9 protein-coding genes are annotated in these 12,406 nt (G+C 69.9%); 7 read left to right on the top strand and 2 right to left on the bottom strand.

Annotation, left to right across the window (positions count from 1 at the left end; translation table 11 throughout):
• Positions 1 to 14: 14 nt before the first annotated feature.
• From AB0L65_RS27535 to AB0L65_RS27505, 7 genes are all read left to right on the top strand, one after another.
• Positions 15 to 1,202 carry a spermidine/putrescine ABC transporter substrate-binding protein gene (locus AB0L65_RS27535; protein WP_364250580.1) on the top strand — a complete coding sequence of 396 codons (1,188 nt, stop codon included), beginning with the start codon at positions 15 to 17 and terminating at the stop codon, positions 1,200 to 1,202.
• Between the two features lie 3 nt (positions 1,203 to 1,205).
• Complete coding sequence (locus tag AB0L65_RS27530; RefSeq protein ID WP_355209999.1) at positions 1,206 to 2,057, top strand: ABC transporter permease; 852 nt, start codon at positions 1,206 to 1,208, stop codon at positions 2,055 to 2,057.
• Positions 2,054 to 2,827, top strand: coding sequence for an ABC transporter permease (locus AB0L65_RS27525; protein WP_364250576.1), 774 nt, complete (start codon positions 2,054 to 2,056; stop codon positions 2,825 to 2,827). Before AB0L65_RS27530 ends, AB0L65_RS27525 begins: the two co-directional genes overlap by 4 nt.
• Positions 2,828 to 2,862: 35 nt before the next feature.
• A complete protein-coding gene (locus AB0L65_RS27520) occupies positions 2,863 to 4,257 on the top strand; it encodes an FAD-dependent oxidoreductase (protein ID WP_364250573.1) in 1,395 nt (464 codons plus the stop codon).
• Entirely contained in the window at positions 4,254 to 5,150 is an 897-nt protein-coding gene (locus AB0L65_RS27515; RefSeq protein ID WP_364250570.1) for an alpha/beta hydrolase, read from the top strand. The genes AB0L65_RS27520 and AB0L65_RS27515 overlap by 4 nt, the downstream gene beginning before the upstream one ends.
• Before the next feature lie 130 nt (positions 5,151 to 5,280).
• Entirely contained in the window at positions 5,281 to 6,204 is a 924-nt protein-coding gene (locus AB0L65_RS27510; RefSeq protein ID WP_364250567.1) for a serine hydrolase, read from the top strand.
• A 940-nt stretch (positions 6,205 to 7,144) separates the two neighbouring features.
• On the top strand, positions 7,145 to 7,555 hold the full coding sequence (locus AB0L65_RS27505; protein ID WP_364250564.1) for a VOC family protein: 411 nt from the start codon (positions 7,145 to 7,147) through the stop codon (positions 7,553 to 7,555).
• Positions 7,556 to 7,909: 354 nt separating this feature from the next.
• Here the strand turns inward: AB0L65_RS27505 and AB0L65_RS27500 are convergent, their stop codons facing one another.
• Together AB0L65_RS27500 and AB0L65_RS27495 are read right to left on the bottom strand one after the other, a co-directional pair.
• On the bottom strand, positions 7,910 to 9,418 hold the full coding sequence (locus tag AB0L65_RS27500) for a DHA2 family efflux MFS transporter permease subunit (RefSeq protein ID WP_364250561.1): 1,509 nt from the start codon (positions 9,416 to 9,418) through the stop codon (positions 7,910 to 7,912).
• Positions 9,419 to 9,543: 125 nt separating this feature from the next.
• The gene (locus tag AB0L65_RS27495) at positions 9,544 to 12,399 is read right to left on the bottom strand and encodes a BTAD domain-containing putative transcriptional regulator (RefSeq protein ID WP_364250558.1); all 2,856 of its coding nucleotides are present in this window, start codon (positions 12,397 to 12,399) and stop codon (positions 9,544 to 9,546) included.
• Between the last annotated feature and the right edge of the window lie 7 nt (positions 12,400 to 12,406).

Genomic DNA, 12,406 nt, shown 5'->3' with positions numbered 1-12,406 from the left:
TCATGAACCACCCCATGCTCCGTTCCCGTCGCGATTTCTTCCGGGTCGCCGGGTTCTCCGCCGCAGGGCTCGCGCTGGCCGCGTGCGGCGTCCAAGGACAGAAGGCCGCTCCGCCGAAGGCCGACGCGGTCAAGGATTTCTGGGCCAAGCAGACCAAGCACGGCAAGGTCGTCTTCGCCAACTGGCCCGAGTACATGCCCGCGGACAAGGCCCCGCTGGAGAAGTTCAAGCAGGCCACCGGCATCTCGTACGAGTACAAAGAGGTCATCCAGGAGAACGCCGAGTTCTTCGGCAAGGCCGACCCCGTGCTGCGCGCGGGGCAGTCGCTGGGCTACGACATCGTCGTCATGACCAACGGCGTCCAGCTCCAGCACATGATCGAGCTGGGCTACGTGACGCCGCTCGACCACTCCCAGCTCCCGAACTTCGAGGCCAACGCCGGCCAGAAGTACAAGGAGCGGGCCTACGACCCCGGCAACAAGTACACGGTGCCGTACACGTCGGGGGTGACCGGGATCGCGTACAACACCAAGTTCGTCAACGAGGACATCACCAGCATCGAGTCGCTGTTCGACCCCAAGTACAAGGGTCATGTCGGCATGATGGCCGACGCCCAGGAGATCGCGAACTTCGGCATGTTCGCGCTGGGCATCGCGCCGGAGAAGTCGACCGAGGCGGACTGGAAGAAGGCCGGGGAGAAGCTCAAGGCGCAGCGCGACGCCGGAATTGTCCGGAAATATTACGATCAAAACTACATCGACGCTGTGTCCAAGGGCGACGTCTGGCTCACCATGGCCTGGTCGGGCGACGTCTTCCAGCGCCAGCTCGCCGGCGAGCCCGTCAAGTTCGTGGTGCCCGAGGAGGGCGGCACGATCTGGACCGACAACATGCTGATCCCCAAGAACGCGGCCAACCCGGTGGACGCGCTCATGCTCATGGACTACCTCTACCAGCCGGCCGTGGCCGCCGAACTGGACGAGTTCATCCAGTACGTCACGCCGGTCCCGGCCGTGCAGGACCTGCTGAGGGAGAAGGCCAAGGCGGCCAAGGGCAAGGACAAGAAGGCCCTCGAAGAGATGATCGACAGCCCGCTCATGTTCCCCACCGAGGCCGACTACGCCAAGCTGCACAACTACACCCAGCTGACCACCCAGCAGGAGCAGGTCTTCAACCCGATCTTCCAGTCCATCACCCAGGCGTAGCGCATGAGGCGGCTCACCCCCTACCTGCTGGCGCTGCCGAGCTGGATGTGGCTGGCGATCTTCCTGGTCGTCCCCATGGCCGCGATGGCCTCGGTCTCCCTGCAGACCGGCAACGCCATCGACGGCTTCGCCATGACGTTCAGCTTCTCCAACTACAGCGACGCGCTCGGCCGGTACAGCACCCAGCTGGTGCGCTCGCTGCTCTACGGCGGCCTGGCCACCGTGGCCATGCTGGTGATCGGGTACCCGGTGGCGTACTGGATCGCGTTCAAGGGCGGCACGCGCAAGTCCGTGTACCTGTTCCTGCTGCTGCTGCCGTTCTTCGTGTCGTTCGTGCTGCGCACGATCTCGTGGAACTTCCTGCTGTCGGACAACGGCATCCTGTTCGGCACGCTGAAGGGCTGGGGGCTGCTGCCCGAGGACTTCCACGTGCTGGCCACGACGGTCGCGGTGGTGGGCGGGCTGACGTACAACTTCCTGCCGTTCATGATCCTGCCGATCTACGTGTCGCTGGAGCGGGTGGACCCGCGGGTGATCGAGGCGGCCCAGGACCTGTACGCCACGCGGACGGCGGCCTTCCGGCGGGTGGTGCTGCCGCTGTCGCTGCCGGGGGTGTTCGCGGGGGTGCTGATGACCTTCGTGCCCGCCACGGCCGACCCGATCAACGCGCAGATCCTCGGCGGCACGGCCAACACGATGATCGGCAACATCATCCAGACCGAGTACCTGACGAACCTCAACTACCCGACCGCCTCGGCCCTGTCGTTCACGCTGATGGCGGTGCTGCTGGTGGGCATCTTCATCTACGCCAGGGCGCTCGGGACGGAGAACGTGCTCGAGGCGGCGGCCCGATGAGGGGCACCCGGCTCCTCCACATCTACACCTGGATCATCATCCTCTGGCTGTCCTCGCCGATCGCCGTGATGATCCTCTTCGGCTTCAACGACAAGAAGAGCAAGTCGAACACCTCCTGGCAGGGCTTCACGCTCCGCTGGTACGCCGAGCTGTTCGACATCTCCGACCTGACCGTGGCGCTGCGCAACTCGCTGGTGATCGCCGCGGTCAGCACGATCATCACGGTCGTGATCGGCACCATGCTGGGGCTGGCGATCGGACGGCACCGATTCCGCGGCAAGGGAGTCACGAACTTCCTGGTCTTCGCCGCCATCTCCACACCCGAGCTGGTCATGGGCGCGTCGCTGCTGTCGCTGTTCGTCTCGGGGAACGTGCCGCGCGACGCGAACACGATCATCGTCTCCCACGTGCTGTTCTCGCTGTCCTTCGTGGTGGTGACGGTACGCGCGCGGATCGTCACGCTGGACCCGTCGCTGGAGGAAGCGGCCAGGGATCTGGGGGCGACGGCCTGGGGGACGTTCAGGCAGGTCACGCTGCCGTCGATCATGCCGGGCGTGATGGCGGGCGCGATGTTGTCGTTCGCTCTGTCCATCGACGACTACGTGGTCACCAGCTTCGTCAACGGCTCGACCGTCACCTTCCCCCTGTGGATCGTCGGTGCGGTCAAGACCGGGATCCCACCGCAGGTCAACGTCATGGGTACGCTGATCTTCGGCATCGGGGTGCTGATCGCGATCGGAAACGCGGTGGCGGCACGGCGCCGTACCTAAATATCCTCCACGAACTTCGTAGGGAAGTGGGATTTGTGGATCCGCTGAAGGCGCTTGCTGACGCGGAGCGCAAGCCGTACTGGCTGGACAGCCCGGCCAGACCCGAGCCGCGACCGCGGCTCGACCAGACAACGAGCGCCGACCTGGTCGTCGTCGGCGGAGGCTTCTCAGGGCTGTGGACGGCCCTGATGGCCAAGGAACGCGATCCGTCCCTGGACGTCGTCCTGCTCGAAGGACGCAGGATCGGCTGGGCCGCCACCGGCCGCAACGGCGGGTTCTGCATGGCGACGCTCACCCATGGCCTGGCCAACGGCCTGGAACGGTGGCCGGACGAGATCGGGCGCCTGGAGCGCATGGGTGTGGCCAACCTCGACGAGATCGAGCAGACCCTGGAGCGCTACGGCGTCGACTGCTCCTTCGAGCGCACCGGGGAGCTGCACGTGGCCACCGAGCCGTGGCAGCTCGACGGGCTGCGCGAGCATCTGGAGCTGATCTCCGAGCTGGGGCTCGACTACGTGCCGCTCGATCAGGAGCAGGTGCGCGCCGAGGTGAACTCGCCGACCTACCTGGGCGGGCTCTGGGAGCGCAGCGGCTGCGCCATGCTCGACCCGGCCAGGCTGGCATGGGGGCTGCGGGAGGCGTGCCTGCGGCTGGGGGTGCGCGTCCACGAACGCACCCCGGTCCGCTCGCTGGGCGACGACGGCACGACGATCACGCTGCGCACGCCGTACGGCGCGGTCGCGGCGCGGCAGGTGGCGCTGGGGACCGGGGTGTTCCCGCCGCTGCTGCGGCGGCTCAAGCACTTCGTGGTCCCCGTGTACGACTACGCGCTGATGACCGAGCCCCTGACGGACGACCAGCTCGCCGAGGTCGGCTGGCGCAACCGGCAGGGCGTGGGCGATTCGGGCAACCAGTTCCACTACTACCGGCTGACCGACGACAACCGGATCCTGTGGGGCGGCTACGACGCCGTCTACTACAACGGGGGTCTGGTCAAACCCGAGTACGAGCAGCGCGACGAGACGTTCGTCAAGCTCGCCGAGCACTTCTACGACACCTTCCCCCAGCTCGACGGGGTACGGTTCACCCACCAGTGGGGCGGGGTGATCGACACCTGCAGCCGGTTCAGCGCCTTCTACGGCCAGGCGCACGGCGGGCGGCTGGCCTACGCCACCGGCTACACCGGGATGGGCGTGGGCGCCACCCGCTTCGGCGCGAACGTCATGCTCGACCTGCTGTCGGGCGAGTCCACCGAGCGGACCGAGCTGCGGATGGTCAAGGAGAAGCCGATGCCGTTCCCGCCGGAGCCGGTGCGGTCCGGGGTCATCCAGTTCACCCGGTGGTCGATCGCGCAGGCCGACCAGCACCAGGGCAAGCGCAACCTGTGGCTGCGCGCGCTCGACCGGATGGGGCTGGGGTTCGACTCGTGATCCTGACCACGCGAATCGAGTTCGTGGTCGACGGCCTCACGCTCGCCGGGGACCTGCGGGTCCCCGGCGGCGCGGGGCCGTGGCCCGCTCTGGTGTTCACGGGGCCGTTCACCGGGGTGCGCTCCCAGGTCACAGGCCTGTACGCGGAGCGGCTGGCCGAGCGGGGGTACGTGACGCTGTCCTTCGACCACCGGAACTGGGGGGAGTCCGAAGGGCTTCCGCGCCTGGACGAGGATCCGCAGGGCAAGCTGCGCGACCTGCGGGGGGCGGTGTCGTTCCTGCGGTCGCGGGCCGAGGTGGACCGGGATCGGATCGGGGCGGTGGGGGTGTGCCTGGGTGGTGGTTACGCGCTCAAGTTCGCCGCCTTCGACCCCCGAGTCCGGACATTTGTCGGTATCGCGGGCGCGTACAACAACCCGTACAGCATGCGCTCCGGCATGGACTACCAGGCGGCGCTGGCAGGCTTCACGGACGTCCTCGAACGCCAGGACCAGGGCGGCGCCGTGGAGTACATGCCGGTCGTCTCCTCCTCGCCCCCGGAGGAGGGGGAGGCCGCCATGCCGGGCGACGAGCCGTACGCGTACTACGGCACCTCACGGGGCGCCTCGCCGCACTGGTCCAACTCGGTGACCAGGGCGAGCGTTCGGGAGCTGGTCACGATGGACAACATGATGGGAGCGGACTTCCTGTCGCCCAAGCCGGCGCTGATCGTGCACGGGGTCGTCGACCGGTTCTGCTCCCCGGAGGGGGCCGAGGAGGCGTTCCGGCGCCTCGACCAGCCGAAACAGCTCGTCTGGGTGGACGCCAAGCAGCACATCGACCTGTACGACCGCGAACCGTACGTCACGCAGGCCGTGGACGCCACCGCCGCCTTCCTCACCGACCACCTCTGACCGCCACCCGGCACTCGGATCGGCAAGATCATGTGAAGACTTGACCAGAGAGCCACCGAGCACAACAGCCTGATCCGCACCGCATGACATCCTCGCTTGCGACCCCCGACGATCTTTCGGAGGTGGGCGCGTGCGTACGAGGTGGATGCTTGCCTGGCCGATGCTGCTCCTGACCGCGGGATGCGGCGCCGACCAGGCAGCCGTCATCCCCGCAGCGGCCAAGCCGCCGCCGAAGGTGGCCCGCTGCATGCTGAGGATCGCGGCCCCGCGCGCCGGGGTCGCGGCCCGCATCCAGCTCGTACGCGACATCTCCGCCTACATCGGCACACGCCCGGGCCGCATCGTCTACGGCGCCCTGGACCTGGTCACCGGGATCCATTTCGGGCAGGGAGAGCACGAGAACGACATCATCACCGCCAGCGGCGCCAAGGTGGACATCCTGACCGCACTCCTGCACCAGCGCACCCGCGACCTGGACGAGGAGGAACGCGACCTCGCCGTCCTCATGATCACGGAGAGCGACAACCTCGCCGCGGACGCCCTGTGGTCCCGCGTCGGCGCCTCCTCCGCGATGAGCGCCTTCTACCAGAGCGTGGGCCTGACGGAGACCACACCGGGACCCGCCATCTTCTGGGGCGGCACCCTCACCAGCCCCGCCGACCGCATCCGCCTCCTGAAACTCCTGGTCAAAGGCAGGAAGGGTCGAGAGGGCGACCTGACCGCGGCCGACCGCCGGCTGGTGCTCGGCCTGATGTCCCGCGTCCAGAAGGACCAGTCATGGGGCGTCAGCGCCGCCGCCCGCCCGGGAGACCGGGTGGCCCTGAAGAACGGCTGGACACCACGCCCGTTCATCTCCGGCACGTGGGCCGTGACGAGCTACGGCCGCATCTCGGGCCCGGGCCGCGACCTGCTGCTGTCGATCCAGACCGACTACCAGCCGGGCCCGGACGCGGGCATCCAGACCATCGAGGGCGTGGCCCGCCTCATCCGCAACCGCTTCGACTCCCTCGCCCCGACCATCACCCGCCCCTGCCCCGTCAACGCCGGCGCCTGACCATCCACGCCCTACCGCCGCCACCCTCCCCGAGCAAAAAGGTCTTCTCGGGGAGGCGCTTCGCGCCGAGGGGCTCAGGCGTTTCTCATCCGGGCGCCTGGCGGCGCAACCCCCCGCGCCTTCGGCGCCATCGCCCACCCGTGACCCGGTTACCGGTCTGGCCTGCTGGAGCCCACCCCGACCCCCGCTCGCTCCGCTCGCCAGACGCCCCCACCCGTTGACCGGCTATGCGGTGGGCCGACTGATGCCCACCCCGGACCGGCGTGCCGCAGGGCTGTCGTTGCCCGACGGGACAACGCCGAACTTGCGCCCGATCACCAGGTGGGCCTGCTGGATCGGGCCCCGTTGACACCGTGGTCGGGACGCGCAATGGGGCAACTTTCGGGTGCGGTGGAAGAGCGGCTGTGGGATGCGATGGACCACAGGGTGCGGCACGGCGATGGGACGGTTGATATCCGGAGCGATCCCATCCGCCGTGCCCGTCTACCGGGCTCGGCCTGACAGCAGTGCCGCCCAGGTCGCGCGAGCTTCAACGATCGAGCACTGGTGGGTCTCGTGAACCACGTCCCCAGCTTCGGCCTGCAGAGTGCGGCGGATGAGGGTCTGGCCGCCGCCCTCGCACAGCTCGTAGAACACGGCCCTGCATGTACACGTCCACGCCACGGTGCGGACGCGATCCAAGGCACCGCATGGTTCCAGCCATGCGAGCCGGACATGCCCACGTTGGGTCATGGGTACGTGCGGACTCAGGCAGCCTTTGCCGGGCGTCACGACACACCTGCGGCCATGATGCTCGGCGCTTCACGGAGTTCGGCGTATCGAGCAGCGATCCTGCGCCAGCGACCTGGGAGGCCTGTTCGAGGCTAACTGAGTCCGAAGGAACGGCGGTCGAATAGGCGCAGGTTTGGCTGGAGGGGCCGGGAACTGCCAGAGTGACGGGATGTCTCGACTTGTTCCTGAATTGATCTGCTCCGACATTCAGGCCAGCTTGGCCTTCTATCGGCTGCTGGGCTTCGAGATTCGCTACGAGCGGCCCCAGGAGCGATTTGCCTACCTGGAACGTGACGGGGCGGACCTGATGTTGGAGCAGCCGTTGAGCCGGGACCGTCTCTACCCGCGCGCGGAGCTGGACCACCCCTACGGGCGCGGGATCAACCTCACTGTTGAAGTGGACGACGTAGATCGGATTCACGACACGCTGCTCGCCGCTGGCTATGAGATGTGGCTGCCGTTGGAGGAGCGCTGGTACGAGCGCAGCGTCGACGCCGTGGGCGTGCGCCAGTTCGCGGTGCAGGACCCGGACGGCTACCTGCTGCGGGTCTCTCAGCAAGTGGGAACCCGCTCTCGATAGCCGCTCACGTCATGTCGCGGCTTTGGACCTTCCGGTACTAGTCCGCCTGGCGAGCCCTACCGCGTCCAGCCGGATCCCGAGCGAGCCGAAATCGTCGCTGATCGTTTCTGCCGGAGCGCCAGCAGGTCAACGACGAAGAAGCGGTAACCAGGATCGCGTCCGAGGGGTGTGGGGACCGGCAGGGCCCCGCCTGGGGGTGTGGGGGCCTGCCCCCACAGGGCGCTGCCCGAGCGCTCCATCGCGCGTAGCGCGCCCCCATCGCGAGGACCGAGCAGTTGGGGGGTCGAAGGGAGGCGCTGCCCGAGCCAATATCGGGCGTAGCGCCCCCCGTTGTGAGGACCATGCTGGTTTCCATTAGGAGTGGGTCAGGACTTCTTCCGGGATGACCTTCGGTACGCCGCGCAGCCCGATCAGGGCCAACAAGGCCACAACGGCCAGGAGGGCGGCAGTGACCAGGGCGGTCACGTGCAGGCCCTCGATGAAGGCCGTCTGTGCTGCTCGCATGAGCTGATCCGCCTGCTCCGGCGGCAAGGTCGTGGCCGTGCTTACCGCGCCTGCGATCGACTCTCGTGCGGCCTCGGCGGAGGGGAGGCCGGTGGGGAGGTGCAGGTTGGTTTGGTAGGCGGTGTTCAGGACTGTGCCGAGGATGGCGATGCCCAGTGCGCCGCCCAGTTCGAAGGCCGTCTCCGAGACGGCGGCGGCCGCTCCCGCTCGCTCCCTGGGGGCCGTGGCGAGGACGTTGTCGTTGTTGACGGTGAAGGTGAAGCCGACTCCGAGGCCACCGATGATCATGACGGGGAGCAGGGCGAGGTAGTTCAGGGAGGGGCCGAGCGTGCTGTAGTAGAGGAACGCGCCGGCGTTCATGGCCAGGCCCAGGGCGACCACGCCGTTCCTGCCGATGCGGTGGATCAGCTTGGCGGCCATGATGCCGCCCACCGCGCCGCTCAGGCCGCCCGGCAGTTGTGCGAGGCCCGCCTGGAGCGGTGACCAGCCCAGGACGAGCTGGAGGTACCAGCCGAACATCAGCATCATGGCCGACATCGTGAAGATCGCCAGCAGGTTCGTGACGATGGACGCGCTGAACGCCCGCCGCCTGAAGAGCCGGACGTCGATCAGCGGCTCGGGCAGCCGCGTCTGGCGCCACACGAACAGGCCCAGCAGCAGGACCCCGGCCGCGCCCGCCACCAGCACGTCGGCGTGCTCCAGGCCCTTGTGCGCCGCCTCCTTGACCGCGTAGACGGCCGTCACCACGCCGGCGAACGAGAGGACGACGCTGATCAGGTCGGGCCGGCCCGCGTGCGGGTTGCGCGACTCGGGCAGCACCAGGATCCCGCCGGCCAGCACCAGCAGCATGATCGGTACGTTGATCAGGAAGACCGAGCCCCACCAGAAGTGGTCGAGCAGCAGACCGCCCACGACCGGGCCGATGGCGAACCCGGCGGCGCTCATCCCGCTCCAGATGCCGATGGCCGTGGTGCGCTCGCCCGGGTCGGTGAACACGTTCCGGACGATCGACAGGGTGGACGGCATGATCGTCGCTCCGGCCACGCCGAGCAGGGCCCTGGCCGCGATCAACAGCTCGGGGTTGGGCGCGTACGCCGTCACCACCGAGGCGGCGCCGAACGCGGCCGCGCCGATCAGCAGCAGGCGCTTGCGTCCGATGCGGTCGCCGAGGTTGCCCATGGTGACGAGGAGGCCGGCCAGCGCGAAGCCGTACATGTCGCCGATCCAGAGCAACTGGGTGGAGTTCGCGCCGAGGTCGGTCACCAGCCTGGGCAGGGCCAGGTGCAGGACCGTGAGGTCGAGCGAGAGCAGCAGGGTGGCCAGGCAGGCGATGGCCAGGCAGGACCATTTGTTCTTCATGCCGCCTACTGTCGGGAGCGCGGCTGACGGCCTGCCTACCGCTCGCTGACCGCCCCGCTGGCAGGCCCGGCCGGTGGCTCGCCGGCCGCTCAGCTGGGAGGCCCGGTCGGCGGATCGCCGGCCGCTCAGACGGGAGGCTCGGCCGGCTGATCGCCGGCAGGCCCGGTTGAGCGGGCGTTCACCTCGTCGAGGGCGGCGGTGATGCGGGCGCGGGTCTCCTCCGTGGTGTACCAGTCGCCCGGCACCTCGTCACGAGCCTGGACGAGCAGCGCGCGGGCCTCGTCCAGGTCACCCTGGAACAGCGCGACCTGGCCCAGCCCGAGGCGCGCCCACGCCATCGTCTCCGTCGAGCCGTTCCTGCGCGACATCTCGGCGGCCCGCAGGTAGTCGGCCCGCGCGCCCGTCGCGTCGGCCAGGTTGAGCCGGGCGTCGCCCCGCCGGCACAGGGCCTCGGCGATCTCCGTCTCGGCGCCCAGCTCGGTGGCCACCGCCAGCGCCTCGTCGGCCAGCGCGATCGCGGTCGTGAAGTCGCCCTTCTCCTGGTAGAGAGCGCCGAGGCCGGACAGCGTCATCACCATGCCCCACCGCTCCCCGATGGCCTTGAACGCGGCCAGGCTCCGCTCGAAGTTGACCAGGGCCTCGGCGGCCCGGCCGACCGACTGCAGCAGGAACGCCACACCGCCGTAGGACAGCGCCTCCTGCCAGGGCTGGAGCTCGTCGGCGCGGCTGGTGAGCGCGGTGTAGACCTCGTCGTACTCGCCGGGCGGCCCTGTGTAGGCCGAGAGCAGCATCGAGAGGAACTCCACCCGCATCGGCAGGTTGTACACCGGCAGCAGCTGCCGCGCCTCCGCGAGCCGCGCGCGCAGCTCCTCGTCGATGCCGCCGGTCCAGGCACTGATGAGCACGCACATGACGTACTCCTCCTCCATGCCCGGCGGATGCCGGAAGCCGAGCGCGGCCATGAGGTCGGCGGCCAGGTGGGCGCTGGTGACGCGGTTGCCGCGCATCCACCAGTAGCAGCCACAGTGGGCCAGCAGCCGCAATCCCAGCTCCGGCCGCCCGGACGCGGTCGCCCAGCGGATCGCCGCGTCGACCTCGTCGCTCTCCTCGTCGAGCCGGACCAGCCACTCCAGCTGCTCTCCGGTGCGCAGCAACGGGTCGGCCGTGATGACCAGGTCGAGGCAGTAGCGGGCGTGCGCCTCGGAGATCGACTCGGCCTCGCCCGACTCCGCCAGCCGTTCCGCGCAGAACGCCCTGATCGTCTCCAGCATCCGGAAACGGCCGCCCACGAACTCCACCAGCGACTTCTCCGCCAGCGAGAAGAGCACGTCCTCGGGCAGCCCGCACACCTGCTCGGCCGCCTCCGGCCGGGCGCCGCCGACGAACACGCTCAGCCGCCTGGCCAGCCGCTGCTCGCTCTCGTCCAGCAGGTCCCAGCTCCACGCGACGACCGCGTGCAGCGTCTGGTGCCGGGGCAGCGCCGTACGGCTGCCCCTGGTCAGCAGCCTGAACCGGTCGTCGAGCCGGGCCGCCACGTCGGCCACCGACAGGGTGCGCAGCCGCGCCGCGGCCAGCTCGATGGCCAGCGGCAGCCCGTCGAGCGCCCGGCAGATGCGTACGACCGCCGCGGCGTTGCCCGCGTCCACGGCGAAACCAGGCCGTACGGCGGCGGCGCGGTCGGCGAACAGCCGGACCGCCGGATAGTCCAGGGGGCTGCCGGCCTCGGGCGGCGGCAGCCGCAGCGGCGCCACGGGCAGGATCGACTCGCCGGTGATGCCGAGCGCCTCGCGCCCGGTCACCAGCACGCGCAGCTCGGGGCAGGAGGCCAGTAGCAGGTCGGCCAGGTCGGCGGTGGCCGCGACGACGTGTTCGCAGTTGTCCAGGACCAGGAGCAGCCTGCGGCCGGCCAGCGCGGTGACGAGCCTGGTGGCCGGGTCGACGGTGAGCCGGTCGGGGGTGGGCGGGGCGTCGCGGATGTCCAGGGCGGACAGGACGGCCCCCGGCACGCCGGCGTCCTCGGAAACCGGCGCGAGCTCCACGAAGCACACGTCGCCGGGCTCCTGGTCGGCCGCCTCGGTCGCCAGCCGCGTCTTGCCCGCGCCGCCGGGCCCGATCAGCGTGACGAGCCGGTTGGCTCGCAGCCTGGCGGCCACCTGCTCGATCTCCTCGGCCCTGCCGACGAAGCTGGTGAGCTGGGCGCGCAGGCCCTGCCGCAGCCGGGCCGCGGGGGCGGCGTCGGGAGCGGGGGCGCCGAGCGCCGGGTCGGCCCTGAGCACGGCCAGGTGGGCGGCGGCCAGCTCGGCCCCCGGCTCGACGCCGAGCTCCTCGTCCAGGATCTTCCTGGCCTCGTCGTAGACGGTCAGCGCCTCGGCCTGCCGGCCGCTGCCGTAGAGGGCACGCATGAGCAGGGCGCGCAGCCGCTCGCGCAGCGGGTGGGCGGCGGCGAGCTGGCTCAGCTCGGCGACCAGCTCGCGATGCCGGCCCAGGTCGAGGTCGGCCTGCACGCGGTCCTCGGTGGCGGCCAGCCGCAGCTCGGCCAGTGCCGCCGCGGCGGCCTCGGCGTGCGGGGCGTCGGAGAGCGGCGCGCCCCGCCACAGCTCGAGCGCCTCGCGCAGGAGCGTGGCCGCCCGGCCGGGATCACCGCCGGCGAGGGCCTGCCTGCCCTGCTGCGTCAGCAGCTCGAACCTGCGCGCGTCCACGTCCTGAGGGTCGGCCACCAGCCGGTATCCCGCCGGATGGAACTCCACCAGATCCCTGCCCAGCGCCCGGCGCAGCCTGGAGACCTGCGACTGCAGCGCGTTGGCCACGCCCTCGGGCGGTCTCGGGCCGTACATGCCGTCCACGAGCTGTTCGCCGCCGACGATGCGGCCCGCGTGCAGGGCGAGCAGCGTCAGCAGCGCGCGCACCCGGGGACCGCCGAGCGCGACCGGCTCGCCGTCCTCGTCCAGCGCGCTGGTGGGCCCGAGGATCTGGAAGCGCATGCGTCGA

Origin of the sequence: Nonomuraea sp. NPDC052116 (genome assembly GCF_040680035.1) — a bacterium.
Lineage (GTDB): Bacteria > Actinomycetota > Actinomycetes > Streptosporangiales > Streptosporangiaceae > Nonomuraea > Nonomuraea angiospora_A.
Note: the sequence above shows the minus strand (reverse complement) of the source record. Positions and strands in the feature narration are given on the sequence as shown.